The organism is Streptomyces sp. NPDC046215, from assembly GCF_040646215.1.
GTDB classification, from domain to species: domain Bacteria; phylum Actinomycetota; class Actinomycetes; order Streptomycetales; family Streptomycetaceae; genus Streptomyces; species Streptomyces stramineus.
On the sequence record NZ_JBEYZW010000061.1, the window covers coordinates 1 to 16,508 of the forward strand.

The 16,508-nt window shown below is 71.1% G+C and carries 15 protein-coding genes and 1 tRNA gene; 11 read left to right on the forward strand and 5 right to left on the reverse strand.

The window, feature by feature from the left end:
* Positions 1–194: 194 nt before the first annotated feature.
* The gene (locus ABZ951_RS23620) at positions 195–380 is read left to right on the forward strand and encodes a hypothetical protein (protein ID WP_344091719.1); all 186 of its coding nucleotides are present in this window, start codon (positions 195–197) and stop codon (positions 378–380) included.
* Between the two features lie 90 nt (positions 381–470).
* Here ABZ951_RS23620 and ABZ951_RS23625 read toward each other — a convergent pair whose 3' ends face one another.
* Together ABZ951_RS23625 and ABZ951_RS23630 are read right to left on the reverse strand one after the other, a co-directional pair.
* Positions 471–1,847 (reverse strand): AarF/ABC1/UbiB kinase family protein, encoded by a 1,377-nt coding sequence (locus ABZ951_RS23625; protein WP_344091668.1) that lies wholly within the window; start codon positions 1,845–1,847, stop codon positions 471–473.
* 42 nt (positions 1,848–1,889) lie between these two features.
* Entirely contained in the window at positions 1,890–3,014 is a 1,125-nt protein-coding gene (locus tag ABZ951_RS23630) for a ThiF family adenylyltransferase (RefSeq protein ID WP_344091717.1), read from the reverse strand.
* Positions 3,015–3,296: 282 nt separating this feature from the next.
* On the opposite strand from ABZ951_RS23630, the gene ABZ951_RS23635 reads away from it, so the two are divergent.
* The 4 genes from ABZ951_RS23635 to ABZ951_RS23650 all read left to right on the forward strand — a co-directional run bounded on the left by ABZ951_RS23635 (position 3,297) and on the right by ABZ951_RS23650 (position 7,150).
* Complete coding sequence (locus ABZ951_RS23635) at positions 3,297–3,893, forward strand: M48 family metallopeptidase (protein WP_344091666.1); 597 nt, start codon at positions 3,297–3,299, stop codon at positions 3,891–3,893.
* Positions 3,894–3,987: 94 nt separating this feature from the next.
* Positions 3,988–5,676: a TerD family protein gene (locus ABZ951_RS23640; RefSeq protein WP_344091664.1), complete on the forward strand. Its 1,689-nt coding sequence runs from the start codon at positions 3,988–3,990 to the stop codon at positions 5,674–5,676.
* A 17-nt stretch (positions 5,677–5,693) separates the two neighbouring features.
* Positions 5,694–6,377 (forward strand): AIM24 family protein, encoded by a 684-nt coding sequence (locus tag ABZ951_RS23645; protein ID WP_344091662.1) that lies wholly within the window; start codon positions 5,694–5,696, stop codon positions 6,375–6,377.
* A gap of 17 nt (positions 6,378–6,394) precedes the next feature.
* Positions 6,395–7,150, forward strand: coding sequence for an AIM24 family protein (locus tag ABZ951_RS23650; protein WP_344091660.1), 756 nt, complete (start codon positions 6,395–6,397; stop codon positions 7,148–7,150).
* Between the two features lie 67 nt (positions 7,151–7,217).
* On the opposite strand, the gene ABZ951_RS23655 is transcribed toward ABZ951_RS23650, so the two are convergent.
* A complete protein-coding gene (locus ABZ951_RS23655; protein ID WP_344091657.1) occupies positions 7,218–7,751 on the reverse strand; it encodes an NUDIX hydrolase in 534 nt (177 codons plus the stop codon).
* A complete protein-coding gene (locus tag ABZ951_RS23660; RefSeq protein WP_344091654.1) occupies positions 7,748–9,175 on the reverse strand; it encodes a zinc-dependent metalloprotease in 1,428 nt (475 codons plus the stop codon). Before ABZ951_RS23660 ends, ABZ951_RS23655 begins: the two co-directional genes overlap by 4 nt.
* 194 nt (positions 9,176–9,369) lie before the next feature.
* Between ABZ951_RS23660 and ABZ951_RS23665 the strand changes: the two genes are divergently transcribed.
* From ABZ951_RS23665 to ABZ951_RS23680, 4 genes are all read left to right on the forward strand, one after another.
* The gene (locus tag ABZ951_RS23665; protein ID WP_344091652.1) at positions 9,370–10,494 is read left to right on the forward strand and encodes an SDR family oxidoreductase; all 1,125 of its coding nucleotides are present in this window, start codon (positions 9,370–9,372) and stop codon (positions 10,492–10,494) included.
* Between the two features lie 78 nt (positions 10,495–10,572).
* A complete protein-coding gene (locus ABZ951_RS23670) occupies positions 10,573–11,031 on the forward strand; it encodes a molybdenum cofactor biosynthesis protein MoaE (RefSeq protein ID WP_344091650.1) in 459 nt (152 codons plus the stop codon).
* 137 nt (positions 11,032–11,168) lie between these two features.
* Positions 11,169–11,339 carry a hypothetical protein gene (locus ABZ951_RS23675; protein ID WP_344091648.1) on the forward strand — a complete coding sequence of 57 codons (171 nt, stop codon included), beginning with the start codon at positions 11,169–11,171 and terminating at the stop codon, positions 11,337–11,339.
* Between the two features lie 121 nt (positions 11,340–11,460).
* A complete protein-coding gene (locus tag ABZ951_RS23680; protein ID WP_344091646.1) occupies positions 11,461–12,549 on the forward strand; it encodes a PDZ domain-containing protein in 1,089 nt (362 codons plus the stop codon).
* A 69-nt stretch (positions 12,550–12,618) separates the two neighbouring features.
* Here ABZ951_RS23680 and ABZ951_RS23685 read toward each other — a convergent pair whose 3' ends face one another.
* A complete protein-coding gene (locus ABZ951_RS23685; RefSeq protein WP_344091715.1) occupies positions 12,619–13,146 on the reverse strand; it encodes a PPA1309 family protein in 528 nt (175 codons plus the stop codon).
* Positions 13,147–13,357: 211 nt separating this feature from the next.
* Between ABZ951_RS23685 and ABZ951_RS23690 the strand changes: the two genes are divergently transcribed.
* Complete coding sequence (locus tag ABZ951_RS23690) at positions 13,358–16,270, forward strand: UPF0182 family protein (RefSeq protein WP_344091713.1); 2,913 nt, start codon at positions 13,358–13,360, stop codon at positions 16,268–16,270.
* 43 nt (positions 16,271–16,313) lie between these two features.
* A tRNA-Met gene (locus ABZ951_RS23695) sits at positions 16,314–16,387 on the forward strand.
* Positions 16,388–16,508 lie beyond the last annotated feature (121 nt).

Consider the following 16,508-nt stretch of genomic DNA (forward strand, 5'->3'; position numbering starts at 1 on the left):
CCTCTTCTCGGCCGTCGGCGGCCGGGAGATCGAGCCCCGGCTCACCCTGTCCGGCTTCCGGCCGCGGCATCTCTACCTGGGCCGCATGTCCGAACGGACCGGCCCCACGGGGTGTTGGGTGCGTTGTGCCCGCACGGCCCGGTTCGCGGGGATATCGTCTGGGAGTGGACCGGAAGACGCATGAACCAGTGCAGTTGAACCCTGAGGCCACCGAGACCGCCGAGCCGATCACGTGCGCTCGCTGTGGCACCACCGCCGACGGCGCGCCACCGACCTGGATCTGCTCCGTCGAGAACGGCAGTCGCCGCTACTTCTGCGACGACTGCGCCCGCGCCAACATCAGAGCGATCGAGAGCCGTCTCGACTCGTCCTGGTGGTGAGGCCCCGGCCCCTGGCCCCGGCCCCTGGCCCCGGCCTCCGGCTCCGGGCCTTGGCCCTGGCCCGGGGCCTGAGGCCCGGGGGCCCTGGCCTCAGGCCGAAGTCTCCCGGCTCTCGGCGGCGTCCCCGGCAGCCGCCGCGAACCCGGGCACCCACGCCTCCATCTCGTCCCTCAGCCGCACCGTCGCACCCAGCTGGCACAGCACCCCGATGGTGCTGGTCGTCACCCGGTGTATCAGCAGATAGGCCGGCGGCAGATTGAGCTGCCGCGCCAGCTGATACGCGGGGGAGCGGGGGTCGGCGATCCGGGTCGCCTGCGCGCGCATCCAGTCCCGGGTGAAGGTGAACTCCTCCGTCTGCGCCGGCTCGATGATCGGCAGCAGATACTCCAGCACCGCCCCCGGGTCCAGCTCGATGCCCGGCTTGACGAAGCCCTCGTCTCTCAGCAGCTCATGGACCGCCTCCGCCTCGCCGTGCAAGGTCATCCGCAGCGCGGTACCGATCTCCGCCGGCAGGCCCTGCGGCAGCCGGTCCACCGTGCCGAAGTCCAGCACGCCCAGGCGCCACTTCTCCGGCGGACCGTCGGGGTGGTCCCCGGTCAGCAGCCGGAAATTGCCCGGGTGCGGGTCGGCGTGCAGCAGCCCCGTGCGCGCCGCACCCGAGAACAGGAAGCGCGCCAGCAACTGCCCGGCACGGTCCCGCTGCTCCCGGGTGCCCCCGGCTATCACCTCGGACAGGGGCACGCCCTCCATCCACTCGGTGACCAGCACTTGGTCGCTCCGGTGCACCACATCCGGGACCGTCACATCGGGATCACCCGCGAACTCCCGCGCGTGCGCGCTCTGGGCGCGGGCCTCCAGCTCGTAGTCCAGCTCCTCCGACACTCGGTCGCGCAGCTCGGAGATCAGGGGCTTGATGTCCATTCCGGGGATCAGCGGCCCCAGCAGCCGGGCGAAGCGCCCCAATTGGGTGAGATCGGAGAGCAGCGCCTCTCCCGCCCCCGGGTACTGGATCTTGACAGCGACCTCGCGCCCGTCGTGCCAGACGGCCCGGTGCACCTGCCCGATCGACGCGGCCGCCGCCGGCAGGTCCTCGAACTCCTCGAACAGCTCTCGCCAGTCCTCGCCGAGGCGTTCCGCCAGCGCGGCGTGCACCGACTTCGTCGGCATCGGCGGCGCGGCCTCCTGGAGCTTGGTCAGTGCCGCCCGATAGGGGCCGGCGACCTGCTCGGGAAGCGCCGACTCGAAGACCGACAGGGCCTGTCCGAGCTTCATCGCACCCCCCTTGAGCTGCCCGAGGGTCGCGAAGAGCTGCTCGGCCGTGCGTTGCTGCAACTCCGTCGCGATGAGCTCCGCCGGCCGCCCGCCGATGCGTTTGCCGAGCCCGAGCGCCGTGCGCCCCGCGAACCCCAGCGGCAGCGCGGCCAACTTGGCGGTACGAGTGACCGCCTTGCGGGGTAGATCAGACATGCGCCCCTCCAACTAGCTGAACAGCCACGCCGCGGACGGCGGTTACCTGCTCATTGTCCCGTGCGGTGTCCCCATGGCCGAGGCATATCCGGGATCCGGGAACCCCGCCGCGCCACAAGGACACCGTGGATGCGGCTCGACGGGCCGCGGGGACCAGGCCGGACCCGGCAGGGCCAGCTCCAGCCGCACCCCCGCGGTCGCCGGGGACCCACCGTCGAGAAAGGCCAGTGCCCGCGCCACGGTCAGCCCCGCCACCACCGTGGCCAGTGCCATGTCGCACGACGGTACCCCTGAGCCGCGACCGGACCGCCACTGGGCGAGCATCCGGGGCCAGGCGGCGTCCCGCTCGGCCCGCCCGAGCTCGATACAGCCCGCGCACGCCGACCCGCCGGGCAGGACCAACGGCCCCACCAGCCCGGTGACCTCCAGGACCCCCGCGTACATGTGGGGAGTTCCGGCGGAGACGAACTCCTGTGACGCCGCGGGATCGGGTGCGTAGGCGGCGAGTCCGTCGCGCGGGGCGAACACCACCAGCCCCAGAGGCGGCTCCGCGCCGGCGTCGCCCCGGTCGCGGGGGCGCGGCCCCGGTGCCGCCTCCCGGACGACGCGCCGGGCCGCGGCGTCCCGCCGGTCCCCGATCCGCTCGGCCCCCACGCCGCCCGGCGCCACGTCCCAGGGCTCCACACAGCCGCCGTCCAGGACATCGACGTGCCCCACCCCCGAGGCGGCCAGCAGTGCCGCGACGGAGGCCCCCACCCGCCCCGCGCCCCGCACCTGGACCCGCATCGCCTGCCGCGCGCCCATCAGCCCCATCGCCGCACCCGGGCCGGGATGGAGCACGGACAGGGACGCGAGGTCGGGGCGCAGTCGCTCCACCGCCGGACCGCGCTCCCGCAAGGCCGCGGCCCTTCCGCCGCCGCCCCGCGGATCGTCCAGTAACCCGGCCCGCGTCAACCTCTCGACCAGAGCGTCCGCCCGTCCGTCCGGGAGCCCGGCCGCTCGCGCCTCCTCCCGGAGCAGCGGCAGCCCGCGGGTGCCGTCCAGCAGGCCGAGGAAGCTGCTCGTCGCGGTGTCCACCGGTCCCACCACCACGGCGTGCGCCGGGGCCACGCCGAACTGCACGGTGTCGCGATTGCGCCAGCTACGGCGCAGCGCGGGCTTGAGCATGGGATGAGCCGGATCCGTGCCCGCGGCTTCTCCGCCGGCGGTGCCCGGGCGCACCGGACCCGGGCGGGCCGAGCCCCTGCGCGGGGCGGGGCGCGTGGCGTTCCTCTGCATGGTCTTCCCCCTCCGTCGGCCTCCAGCATGGGGCCTCCGGCGGATCACTGTGCGAAGTTGTCCACAGGCACGGAGTGATTGTCATACAAGCCAAGTGCTCGGAGAGTCATTCCCACCGACAACGACCGATGGGCGGGACTTCACGCGTCGCCAGCGGGTAACGTCTGGCCCGTGCCCGTCGATCCTCTGCACAGTGCCGCGAGACCACCGCGCAGCGCCCCGAGCCCGCTCACCGGCGGCCCGGAGGCCGGCCCGGTCGAGATCCGACGGAGCGCGCGCCGCCGCAGAACGGTCTCCGCGTACCGGGAGGGCGACCGGACCGTCGTGCTCATCCCCGCCCGGATGTCGGAGGCGGAGGAGCAGCGCTGGGTGACGGTGATGCTCGACAAGCTCGCGGCGCAGGAGAGCAAGCGGATGCTCGGTGACGCCGAGCTGGCCGAGCGTGCCGGGCGGCTCTCCGCGCAGTACCTCGACGGCCGGGCCCGCCCCGCGACCGTGCGCTGGGTCACCAACCAGAACACCCGCTGGGGCTCGTGCACCCCGGCCGAGGGCAGCATCCGCCTTTCGCACCGCCTGCAGGGCATGCCCGAATACGTTGTCGACTACGTCCTCCTCCACGAGCTGGCCCACCTGCTCGTCCCCGGCCACGGCCCCGGCTTCTGGCGGCTCCTCGAGGCCTACCCCCGGACCGAGCGGGCCCGCGGGTACCTCGAAGGTGTGGTCGCCGCCGACCGGCTGCCCCACCTCCCGGCGGCTCGGAGCGAATGAGGCGCGAGCGGCCCGGAGCGGTTCCGCACGGCTCCAGCCGTTAGCCTGACGCAACGCATTCATCACATGTTCGGATGGGGGACGGTCGTTACGCATGGCCAGGGAATTCCAGCGCGGCCACAAGGCCAAGATCAGTGACCTGACGGCGGGAACCGATCTGTACGTGGGTGTGCAGATCGCCGGTCCCGGTCTCACCTTCGACATCAGCTGCTTCGGCCTCGACGTCCAGGAGAAGCTCTCCGACGACCGGTACTTCGTCTTCTTCAACCAGCCCCAGTCCCCCGAGGGCGCGATCCAGCAGCTCGGCGCGCAGGCCGGGGACACGGAGTCCTTCCGCGTCACGCTCGACCGGATCCCCGCGCAGATCCACAAGCTCAGCTTCACGGCAACGCTCGACGGCTCCGGGCAGATGTCGCAGATCGGCCCCGGCTACCTGCGCATCGTCGCGGGCGGCGAGGAAGTCGCGCGCTACTCCTTCACCGGTGCGGAATTCAGCACGGAGCGCGCGGTGATGCTCGGCGACTTCTACGTGAAGGACGTATGGCGGTTCGCCGCCGTCGGGCAGGGCTTCGACGGCGGGCTGGAGGCCCTGCTGCGGAACTTCGGCGGCGAGGTGCTGGAGGAGGAACCCGACCCCGCCGCGACCCCGCCGGCGGCTCCCGCCTTCGCGCCGCCGGCCCAGGCGAGCGCGCCCCCCGCCTTCGCCGCTCCGGCCGCCCCCGCCCCGACGCCCGCAGCCCCTGCTCCGGCCCCCGCCTTCCAGGCACCACCCCCGCAGCAGGGCTTCCCGCCCCCGCCGGGCAGCACCCCGCCGCCCACCGCACCTCAGGTGCACGCGGCGGCCACGGTCGCCGCGCCGATCGCGCCGCCCGGGTTCTTCTCCGGCCAGGGCGCACCGCCCGCCGGCCAGACGCCGCCGCCCCCGGGCCCGCCGGGAGTGCCCGGCCAGACCGGCCAGACCGGCCAGTACGGTCAGCCGCAGCCCGGTGGATACGGTCAGCCCGGCCAGGCGCAGCCCTACGGCCGGCCCGCGCCGCACCCGCACACCCCTCACCAGCCCGTCCAGCAGCCCTACCCGGGGCAGCCCGCCCCCTACGGTCAGCCCGCGGCCTCGCCCGCCACGGCCGGTGTCCAGGCGGCGCTGCAGAAGTACCGGGAAGTACCCACCGGGCAGCGCTGGACCCAGCAGAACGAGAAGCTCGTCCGTGTCGACCTCGGGGTGGACCAGCAGCCCGTACTCGCCCGCCAGGGCAGCATGGTGCTCTACCAGGGCAAGGTCGACTTCGGTTACAAGGGCGCGGGCTTCGCCGGCCGCATCGTCGGCAACGCGACGGGCCAGGAGATGCAGTTGATGCGCTGCACCGGCCGAGGACAGGTGTTCCTCGCCGAGAACTCCGCGCACGTCCACCCCATCGAACTGCAGGGTGACGCCCTGTGCGTCTCGGCGGAGGCGGTCCTCGCCTTCGACGAGTCGCTGCAGCACGAGGTCCGCCGCATCGAGGGCCACGGCATCCCCGGCGGAGCGCTGTTCACCATGCAGTTCCAGGGCCACGGCACCGTGGTGGTCAAGACCCAGGGCATCCCCGTGGTGCTGCCGGTCACCCCCACCACCTTCGCGGACAGCAACGCCGTCGTCGCCTGGTCCGCCGGCGCCCAGGTGATCGTTTCCAGCCAGGTGCGACTGCGGCGCAGCGCCTACCCCGGCCACAGCGGGGAAGCCGTGAACCTCCAGTTCCGGGGCGCACCCGGCAATTTCGTCGTCGTCCAGCCCTACGAGGTCTGAGGGAGCCCGAAATGACCATGAACCAGACACCGATCTCGGGCTACGCCCCGGCTCCCGTCGCCGCCCGCATGGAGAACCACGGCAACAGCATGCTGAGGGTCGCCATGCAGACGGGCAACGACCTCCTGGCCCGTACCGGCTCGATGGTCGCCTACGAGGGATACGTCCAGTACGAGGCGAACCCGCCGGCCGTCCGTCAGATGGCCTCCCAGTGGCTCACCGGCGAGGGCGTCCCCCTCATGCGGTGCCACGGCGACGGCCTGCTCTACCTCGCCGACTACGGGGCCGACGTCGTCTGCCTCCAGCTCAACGGCGATTCGCTCTCCGTCAACGGCACGAACGTGCTCGCCTTCGACGCCTCTCTCCAGTGGGGCGTGCAGCGCGTCAAGGGAATGGCGAAGTTCGCCGGACAGGGCCTGTTCAACGTGGCCATCTCCGGCACGGGTTGGGTCGCGCTGACCTCCCGCGGCACCCCCATCGTCGTCGACTGCGGCCGCGGCGACGACGAGACCTATGTGGACCCCGACGCGCTCGTCGCCTGGTCCACGGGTCTCAAGATGAAGGGGAAGCGCAGCTTCAAGGCGTCGTCGATGATCGGCCGGGGCAGCGGCGAAGCCTACCAACTGGGCTTCTCGGGGCAGGGATTCGTCGTCGTCCAGCCGAGCGAGGACAGCACCGACCGGCTCCGGGCCCGGGGCTGAGGGGAAAAGAGAACACCATGCAGAGCCCGCTTTTCGCCCACACCGAGGCCCAGACGCAGGACCGCTACGCCCTGCAGAACCCGCAGTTGCTGCGCGTCTCCCTCACCGGCCACGACGACGTCCTCGCCCGCAAGGGCTCGATGGTCGCCTACCAGGGCATGATCGAGTTCGACGGCGAGTACCAGACACGTGGTCAGAGCAACGCCCGGTCGCACACCGGCGAAGGCCTGGACCTGATGCGCTGCTCGGGCCAGGGCACGGTCTACCTCGCCAATCTGGCCCAGCACGTCCACGTGATCGACGTGGACCGTGACGGGCTGACCGTGGACGGCACCTACGTCCTCGCGCTGGACTCCACCCTGCACTGGGACACCATCGCGGTGGACAGCCACGCGGGGATCTCCGGGACCGGGGCGTACAACCTGGTCGTCACCGGCCAGGGCAAGATCGCCCTGATGACCTCGGGCCAGCCGCTGATGCTCCAGGTCACCCCGCAGACGGTGATCAACGCCGACGCGGACGCGGTCGTCGCCTGGTCGACGTCCTTGCGCGTGAACATGCAGGCACCGACATCCTCGTCGAACGTCTGGCGCCGCCGCGGCAGCACCGGCGAAGGCTGGGAGCTCGGCTTCACCGGCCAGGGCTACGTGCTCGTGCAGCCCAGCGAGCTGCTCCCGCCCCAGGGCGCCGAGCTCGGCCAGGGCCTCATGGCCCAGTACGGCGTCGGCCAGCAGGGCGCCCACGCCCGCAACCAGGGCAACGTCTGGTCCTGACCTCATGGGTAAGGGGCGGCCGCCATAGGCGACCGCCCCTTACCGTCAGTTTTACCGCTGCGGCTCTTTACCGTTGCGGCGCCAGACGCGCGAGCGTCCGCTTCAGCAGTTGGACGACCGAGTCGTCCGCGACCTCGCCCACCTCGGCGTAGGGGAACCAGCGAAGGTCCAGCGACTCATCGCTGATCGCCTCCACGGCTGCCTCCGGCACCAGCGCCGCGTACTGCACGTCCAGGTGCCAGTTGCAGGGCGCCGGGATCGGGTGCCGGTCGAGACGCACCGGACCGCCCGGCAGCAGCGTCAGGCCGGCGATGCCGGACTCCTCCGTGGCCTCCCGCAGCGCCGCCGCCTCCAGAGTGACGTCACCCGGCTCGCAGTGGCCGCCCATCTGGAGCCACATCCGCAGCTTGCGGTGCAGGGTGAGCAGCACACGGCCGGCAGCCGGGTCGATCACCAGCGCGCTGGCCGTGACGTGCCCGGCCGTGCACGGCTTCCACATGCCGTCCGGATGCCCGGCCAGATGGTCGAGATAGAGCCCGCGCAGCTCCTCCTGGTCCGGGTACTCCTTCAGCACCCGGACGGCGTCCTCGTGCAGGCTCACTTCGTGTCGTCGCCCTCGTCCGCGCCGGTGTCACCGGAGTCCTTCTTGAGGTCCGGCTTGGCGGGGCCCCCACCAGCGGCCTCCCCGAGCATCTTGTCGATCTCGGAGAAGTCCAGGTGCTCGCGGTGGACGAAGCCGTCCGGGTCGTCCAGGTCGGCGGCGGTCGGCAGCATGTCCGGGTGCTCCCAGAGGCCGTCACGGCCTTCCAGGCCCCGGGCGTCCGTCAGCGACGCCCAGAGGCGGGAGGCGTCCCGCAGGCGCCGGGGGCGCAGCTCCAGGCCGATCAGCGTGGCGAAGGTCTGCTCCGCCGGGCCACCGGAAGCACGCCGCCTGCGGAGCGTCTCGCGCAGCGCGCCGGCGGACGGGAGGTGCGGCGCGGCGGCCGCGTGCACGACGGCGTCCACCCAGCCCTCGACCAGCGCCAGGGCGGTCTCCAGCCGGGCCAGCGCCGCCTTCTGCTCCGGGGTGTCCTCCGGCTGGAACATGCCCTGCTGGAGAGCTTCCTGCAACTGCTCGGGGTTGCTGGGGTCGAGCTGGCCGACCACGTCCTCCAGCTTGGAGGTGTCGACCTTGATGCCCCGGGCGTAGCCCTCGACGGCACCGAAGAGGTGGGAGCGCAGCCACGGCACGTGCGCGAAGAGCCGCTGGTGAGCGGCTTCCCGCAGCGCCAGGTACAGCCGCACCTCGTCCTGCGGGACGCCGAGCCCGGAGCCGAAGGCCGCGATGTTCACCGGCAGGAGGGCCGCCTTGCCCGCGGGGCCGAGCGGCAGGCCGATGTCGGTGGACCCGACGACCTCGCCCGCCAGCACGCCCACGGCCTGGCCGATCTGGGTGCCGAACATGGCGCCGCCCATGGAGCGCATCATGCCGAGCAGCGGGCCGGCCATGGCCTGCATCTCCTCGGGCAGCACTCCGCCCATGGCCGCGCCGACGCGCTCGGCGACCGGGTCCACGAGGTCCTTCCACACCGGCAGGGTCGCCTCGACCCACTCGGCGCGGCTCCAGGCGACCGCCGTGCCGGAGCCGGAGGGCAGCGACGTCACGCCGTCCAGCCAGAGGTCGGCCAGGCGCACGGCCTCCTCGACCGCGGCCCGCTCACCGGCGGTGACGCTGGAGTCCTTGGTGCCGTCGGCGGTGCCCTGCGCGACGGTCTGCCGCGCGAGGTCCTTGGCCATGTCCCAGTTCACCGGGCCGCCCTCGTACGAGAGCATCTGCCCGAGCTGCTGGAAGGCCGCGCCCAGGTCGTTCGGGTTCAGCGAACCGAACATCGCGGCGAAGGGGTTGTCCCCCGCGCCCGCGGGCCCGCCGAACCCGAACGGATTCGCGGGTCCCTGGCCGCCCTGGCCGTCGCCCTTCTTCTTGCCGTCGCCGCCGTTCTCCGGCTCCTCCGGCGGAAGACCGAATCCGAATGGGGTGTCACTCACGGGTTTCCTCGGCTCGTAGGGCCGCCGGCTTTCAGGACCGGCGGCGAATGCCCGACAACACCACCCAGCGTAGACACCTCGCCCGTATCCGGGCTTGGTGCTTCGCCGACCCGGGGCCTGCGGCAGGATGGACGTCACCTGGTACGTACGCGTCATCGCGCGTGCGTACTGAAGACAACCGCTGGAGACGCCCGGTGAGTTCCCCCGACCGAGAAGTTCGCGCAGCGCGAAACGGTTCCGCGCGAGACCGTACGACCCCGCACGGCCGCCGACCCGTGGTCGCGGTCACGGGCGCCGCCCGCGGAGTGGGCGCGCTGCTCACCCAGCGGCTCGCCGCCTCCGAGGACGTCAGACAGGTGGTGGCCATCGACGAGCGCCTCGGCGAGGTGGCCGAGGCGCAGTGGCACGTGCTGGACGTGCGTGACCCGGTGATCGCCGAGAAGCTGCGCGGTGCCGACGTCGTGGTGCACCTCGCACTCGACCTCGACCTGGAGACCGATCCGGCCGCGCGCACCGCCTACAACGTCCGCGGCACCCAGACCGTCCTGACGGCCGCCGCGGCCGCCGGGGTGCACCGGGTGGTGCTGTGCACCTCCGCCATGGTCTACGGCGCCCTGCCGGACAACGACGTGCCCCTCGCCGAGGACGCCGAGCTGCGCGCCACCGCCGAGGCCACGGGTGTGGGCGACCTGCTCGAGATAGAGCGGCTCGCCAGGCGTGCGCCCCGCGCGCACCCCGGCCTGAACGTCACGGTGCTGCGGCCCGCCGTTCTCGTGGGCGGCACCGACACCGCCCTCACCCGCTATTTCGAGTCACCCCGGCTCCTGGTGGTCGCCGGTTCCCGGCCCACCTGGCAGTTCTGCCATGTGGACGATCTGGTGAGCGCGCTGGAGTTCGCCGCCCTGGAGAAGGCCGAGGGGGAGCTGGCCGTGGGCTGCGACGGCTGGCTGGAGCAGGAGGAGGTCGAGGAGCTCACCGGCATCCGCCGCATGGAGCTGCCCTCGGCGGTCGCCCTGGGCGCGGCCTCCCGGCTGCACCGCCTGGGCCTGACGCCGTCGCCCGCGGGCGATCTGGAGTACACGATGCACCCCTGGGTGGTCAGCGGGAGCCGGCTGCACGACGCCGGCTGGCGGCCGCGGTGGACCAACGAGGAAGTCCTCGCGGAACTGCTGGAAGAGGTCGCCGGCCGGCACACGGTCGCGGGCCGCCGGCTCGGCCGCAAGGACGCCACCGCCGCCGGGGCCGCCGGGGCGACCGTGGCGCTGCTGGGCACCGCGGCCCTGGTCCGCCGGGCCCGCAAGGCCCGCCGACGGCTGTAGGAGCCTCCACGACGGCTCTCGCACAGCCGGTCGAACACCCATTACCGGCCGCCCGCCCGGGTGCGGCACGATGGCCCCATGGCTCCCACCCACGACCACCCCGGCGAGCTCGCCGCCACGGACCCCGTCCGGCTGCTGGCGATTCGCGACACCCCGCTGTCCGTCGACGAGATCTTCGCCGCGGTGGGTGACTCCGCCGCGGGCGGCACCGCGCTCTTCGTGGGCACGGTGCGTGACCACGACGGCGGCGCGGACGTCGACGGGCTGGGCTACTCCGCCCACCCGACGGCGGAGGCCCAGCTGCGCAGGGTCGCGGAGAAGGTCGCCGCCGACTTCCCCGTGCGCGCCCTGGCCGCCGTGCACCGGGTGGGGGAACTGGCCGTCGGCGATCTGGCCGTCGTGGTGGCCGTCTCCTGCCCGCACCGGGCCGAGGCGTTCGAGGCGTGCCGCCGGCTCATCGACGACCTCAAGAGCGAGGTCCCCATCTGGAAGCACCAGAAGTTCTCCGACGGCACGGAGGACTGGGTGGGCGTATAGCGCCCACGAACCGCCACCGCCACCCCTGACGGGGGGCTCCCGGTTGCGTAACCGGCGCCCTGACGTGAGCGTTGAGGGGACAGCAGATTAATCTGCTCATCAGTCAGTCATCGTGGCAATGGGGTCGGGAGGGTGGCATGGGAGCGCTCGTGTGGTTGCTCATTCCGGTCGCCGCGGCCGTCGTCGCTGCTCTCTGGGGCACTTGGGCGGCCCGCAACCGCAAGGCCGGAGATGTCGCGGAGCTCGCCGGCTACGAGCGCTTCCGGGAAGCGATGGAGCGCTCGGACACCGGGAGCGGAGTCTCCTAGCACCGATCCGCCGGCGCCGGCGGGCAGCCGTGCGCCGGGGCGAATCGGTACGCGCCCGTCCGGTTCCCCGGACGGACCGCCCCGGGGGTGGACTGTCGGACCCGTCCCGTACTGTCGTTCCATGCCCCGCCGCACCGCGACGATGCTCGCCTCCCTGCTGATGCTGATAGCGCTGCTGTGCGCGGGCGTGCTGATCCCCGTGCCGTATTCGGAGATGTCACCGGGCCCGACGGTGAACACCCTCGGTGAGCACGACGGGGAGCCGGTACTGCAGATCTCCGGGCGCCGGACGTACCCGACCAGCGGGCACCTCAATATGACGACGGTCCGCGTCACCGGCTCGCAGTACCGGATGAATCTGGTCGAGGCCGTCGCCGGCTGGCTCGGGCACGACAACCTCGTGGTCCCGCACAGCACGCTCTACCCGGACGACAAGAGCCCGGACCAGCTGAACCAGGAGACGGCGGAGGAATTCAGCCAGTCCCAGGAGAGCGCCAAGGTCGCGGCGCTCAAGCAACTGGACATCCCGGTCGGCACCCGGGTCGTCGTCTCCTCCGTCGTCAAGGACAGCCCCGCCGAGGGTGCGCTCCACGCGGGCGACGTGATCAAGGCCGTCGACGGCACGGAGGTCAAGCAGCCCGGCGATGTCGCCAAGCTGGTCACCAAGCACCAGCCCGGTCAGCCGGTCTCCTTCCTGATCGTCCCGGCCAAGGAGGCCGCCGCGGCGGAGAAGGAGAAGCGGCAGCCGAAGGTGGAGGACACCGTCACCGTCGTCTCGGCCAAGGCCCCGGAGGACAAGCGGGCCGTCGTCGGCATCCAGGCGGGCACCGACCACACCTTCCCGTTCTCGATCAACATCAAGCTGGCCGATGTGGGCGGGCCGAGCGCCGGGCTGATGTTCGCCCTCGGGATAGTCGACAAGCTCACCCCGGACGACCTGACCGGCGGCAAGTTCGTCGCCGGCACGGGCACGATAGACGAGAACGGCAAGGTCGGCCCGATCGGCGGGATCGAGATGAAGACGGTCGGGGCGCGGGCCAAGGGCGCGCGGTACTTCCTGACGCCCAAGGACAACTGCGCGGCCGCCGCCAAAGACCGCCCCTCGGGGCTCACCCTGGTCAAGGTCGACACCATGGGTGATGCCATGAAATCTCTGGAGAAGATCCGCAAGGGCGAGTCGGGCGGCCTGCCGCTCTGCACGGCGAGCTGAGCTCCCCTCCCGGCCGCACAGCTGCCGGGAGGCTCCCTCGGTGCCCGCGGTGCAGAGCGGTCCGCCGGGTCAGTCCTCGAACGTCGCCGCCAGGGCCTCGGCCAGGCCCGGGACGAGGCCGGCGCCGGTGAGGACCTCGGTGGGGGAGTCCTTCTCCCGCAGCCGCACCGCGGACTCACGCGCGCCGTCGCGCAGCACCGCGACCGTCATCCGGACCTCCTGCCGGTCCGGGTGGGCGGCCACCCACTTGGCGAGCTGCTTCTCGCTCAGGCCGTTGGGCACGCTCCCCTCGGCGGACGGCGGCAGCATCAGCCGCTCCACGGTCAGGGCGCAGCCGGTCACGGCGTCGGGCCAGGCGATGGTGCCGAGGAACTTGTCCAGGGCGGTGCCGGCCGGCACCTCGTCCTGCTCGACCGGGGTGAGCGAGGAGGCGGCGGAGGCTTCGTCGAGGCCGAGCTGGGAGGCCAGGCCCGGCTCCTGGGCGCGCAGCTTGGCCGTGTCGACCAGGGCGAAGAGACGGGCGGGCTGGTCCCAGCCGAGGGTGGAGGCGTACTCGTCGAGCTCGAGCACGGCGCGGGTGAGCGGGCTCGCCGCCATCGGCGTGTTCGGGAGGTCGGCGCCGGAAGGGCCGACGGGGTCGGGATTGCTGGAAGTGCTGGACATGCTGAATATCGTGCCCTGAGAGTGACCAAAAGCGGGAACTGAGTAAAGCCTCGGTAAGTTGCCACACTGGGCCCTAGGATCGCTGGGCCCTGATCGAACAGCTTCCCTTACAGCGAACTTCGAGGTGCGCACCTTGGCTTTCCAGATGCCGGACCGCGGCGGAGGCCCGACAGGGCCACGGATCAGAGTCGGCCGCCCGTCCCGGCGGATCCGGACCCTGCTGACGACCCTGGGCGTGCTGGCCGCGCTGGCGATGCTCTTCGTCATGTTCGCGGGGTTCTGGACGGACTGGCTCTGGTACCGCTCCGTGGAGTACTCCTCGGTCTTCACCACCACCCTGGGTACCAAAATCGGCCTTTTCGCGGTCTTCGGCCTTCTGATGGCCCTGGCCGTGGGCTTCAACATCTGGCTGGCGCACCGGCTGCGGCCGCCGCTGAGCGCGATGTCGATGGAGCAGCAGAGCCTCGACCGCTACCGGATGAGCATCGCCCCGTACAAGAAATGGGCGCTTCTGGCCGTCGCCGCGCTCGTCGGGCTGGTGGCGGGCGCGTCCGCCGCCGGGCAGTGGCGCACCTGGCTCCAGTGGGTCAACGGCGTGTCCTTCGGCCAGAAGGACCCCCAGTTCCACAAGGACATCTCGTTCTACACGTTCGACCTGCCCTGGTACCGCTTCCTGCTGAGCTTCGGCTTCGCGGCGGCGGTCCTGTCGCTGATCGCCGCGGCCCTGGTGCACTACCTCTACGGCGGCCTGCGGCTCACCAGCCCGGGCGGGCGGGCCACGTCCGCCGCCACCGGGCACCTGTCGGTCCTGCTGGGCCTCTTCGTGGGCCTCAAGGCCATCGCGTACTGGCTCGACCGGTACGGCCTGGCGGTGAAGTCCAGCGGGCTGAAATCGACGGACGGCTGGACGGGTCTGCGCTACGTGGACGCCAACGCCTACCTGCCGGCGAAGACGATCCTGTTCATCATCGCGCTGATCTGCGCCGTGCTGTTCTTCGCGACGCTGTGGCGCCGCACCTGGCAGCTGCCGGTGATCGGGTTCGGCCTGATGGTTCTCTCGGCGGTCCTGATCGGCGGGCTCTACCCGGCGATCGTGCAGAAGTTCCAGGTCCAGCCGAACGAGCAGGCCAAGGAAGCGCCGTACATCAAGAAGAACATCACGGCCACCCGTGAGGCGTACGGCATCGACGGCTCCGACGTGAAGGACTACTCGGGCCGCAGCGAGGTGAAGGACAAGGAGAAGCTGCGCGCCGACGCGGATTCCACGGCCAGCCTCCGGCTCCTCGACCCGAACATCGTGTCGCCCACCTTCCAGCAGCAACAGCAGGTCCGTGGGTACTACCAGTTCCCGTCCACCCTGGACGTCGACCGTTACAAGGTCGACGGCAAGGAGCAGGACACGGTCATCGGTCTGCGCGAGCTCAATATCAAGGGCGTTTCCGACCGCAACTGGATCAACGACCACTTCAAGTACACCCACGGCTACGGGGCCATCACGGCGAAGGGGACGTCGACCGACAAGGCCGGCGCCCCGGACTTCACCGAGCAGAGCCTGCCGACCGAGGGTGTGCTCGGCAAGTACGAGCAGCGTGTGTACTACGGCGAGAAGACGTCGCAGTACTCCATCGTCGGCGGCCCGCAGAAGGAGCTGGACTACTCCAGCGACAAGGGCGAGAAGAGCTACAGCTACCAGGGCAAGAGCGGCGTGAGCCTCTCGAACCCGGTGAACCGCGCGGCCTACGCGGTCGCCTTCGGCGAGGCGAAGATCCTCTATTCCGGCGCCATCGGTGAGGGCTCGCGGATTCTCTACAACCGCACGCCCAAGGAGCGCGTCGAGTCGGTCGCCCCGTGGCTGACCATCGACGGTGACGCCTATCCGGCCGTGGTCGGCAACCGCATCCAGTGGATAGTGGACGCCTACACCACGACCAACGGCTATCCGTACGCCTCCCGGACCACCCTCGGTGACACGACGGCCGATTCGCTGACGACCGGACAGCGGGCGGTGGTGGCCCAGCAGAATCAGGTCAACTACATCCGCAACTCCGTCAAGGCGACCGTGGACGCCTACGACGGCACGGTGAAGCTCTACCAGTGGGACGAGAAGGACCCGGTCCTCAAGACGTGGATGAAGGCGTTCCCGGGCACGGTGAAGGCCAAGAGCACGATCAGCGGCGACCTGATGGACCACCTGCGCTACCCGCAGGACCTCTTCAAGGTGCAGCGCGAGCTGCTCACCCGCTACCACGTCACCAACCCGGGCACGTTCTACACCGGCAGCGAGCGCTGGCAGGTCCCGGACGACCCGACGACCAAAAAGGGCAACGCGGTCCCGCCGTATTACCTCAGCATGAAGATGCCGGACCAGAAGGAGCAGTCGTTCTCGCTGACGACGACCTTCACGCCCAAGAGCCGGCCCAACCTCGGTGCCTTCATGGCGGTCGACGCCGATGCGAAGAGTCCCGGGTACGGGAAAATCAGAATCCTGAAGCTGCCGTCCGAGACCACGGTATGGGGCCCGCAACAGGCGCAGAGCAAGTTCAACGGTGACCCGGACATCGCCAATCAGATCAATATTCTGCAGAGAGGCGATTCCGAGGTCGAGTACGGCAATCTGCTGACCGTACCGCTGGACGGCGGGCTGCTGTATGTCGAACCGGTCTATGTGCGGGGCGCGGGGTCGAATTACCCGCTGCTGAAGAAGGTGCTGGTCAACTACGGCGAGAAGATCGCCTTCGAGGACACCCTCGACAAGGCCCTCAACGTGGTCTTCGGGGTGAGCAGTCCCAGCACCGGCACCAAGCCGCCGGACGAGGGCACCACCAAGCCGCCGACGTCGCAGAACCCGACGGTCAAGCAGGCGGTGAAGGACGCCCAGGACGCTTACGAGGCCGGTCAGAAGGCGCTCGAGTCCAAGGACTTCTCGGCCTACGGAAAGGCCCAGAAGGACCTGAAGGACGCCCTCGACAGGATCGCAAAGGCCGAGGCCGGGAGTTCCGACAAGGCCGGCCAGGGCGATAAGCCCGAGGCCGAGAAGGACGGTAAACCCGCAGGCTGAGAAAGCTCCACCCCGCGCCGTGGTACAGTTGTTCCAACAACAGCGCGGGGTGGAGCAGCTCGGTAGCTCGCTGGGCTCATAACCCAGAGGTCGCAGGTTCAAATCCTGTCCCCGCTACTCAAAGACAAGGCCCGGAGTCCTCGGACTCCGGGCCTTGTCGTGTGCCCGGACCCGGGCGGTCAGCCGGACCGCAGGGTGTCCGGCAGGACGCGGACTGTGCGGGTTATGTGCGGGGCTT

Bases quoted from the DNA above. Each gene is read 5' to 3' on its own strand.
- ABZ951_RS23645 (WP_344091662.1), top strand. From the start codon at position 5,694: ATGAACCAGACACCGATCTCGGGCTACGCCCCGGCTCCCGTCGCCGCC.
- ABZ951_RS23670 (WP_344091650.1), top strand. From the start codon at position 10,573: ATGGCTCCCACCCACGACCACCCCGGCGAGCTCGCCGCCACGGACCCC.
- ABZ951_RS23650 (WP_344091660.1), top strand. From the start codon at position 6,395: ATGCAGAGCCCGCTTTTCGCCCACACCGAGGCCCAGACGCAGGACCGC.
- ABZ951_RS23675 (WP_344091648.1), top strand. From the start codon at position 11,169: ATGGGAGCGCTCGTGTGGTTGCTCATTCCGGTCGCCGCGGCCGTCGTC.
- ABZ951_RS23640 (WP_344091664.1), top strand. From the start codon at position 3,988: ATGGCCAGGGAATTCCAGCGCGGCCACAAGGCCAAGATCAGTGACCTG.
- ABZ951_RS23630 (WP_344091717.1), bottom strand. From the start codon at position 3,014: ATGCTCAAGCCCGCGCTGCGCCGTAGCTGGCGCAATCGCGACACCGTG.
- ABZ951_RS23680 (WP_344091646.1), top strand. From the start codon at position 11,461: ATGCCCCGCCGCACCGCGACGATGCTCGCCTCCCTGCTGATGCTGATA.
- ABZ951_RS23690 (WP_344091713.1), top strand. From the start codon at position 13,358: ATGCCGGACCGCGGCGGAGGCCCGACAGGGCCACGGATCAGAGTCGGC.
- ABZ951_RS23625 (WP_344091668.1), bottom strand. From the start codon at position 1,847: ATGTCTGATCTACCCCGCAAGGCGGTCACTCGTACCGCCAAGTTGGCC.
- ABZ951_RS23685 (WP_344091715.1), bottom strand. From the start codon at position 13,146: ATGGCGGCGAGCCCGCTCACCCGCGCCGTGCTCGAGCTCGACGAGTAC.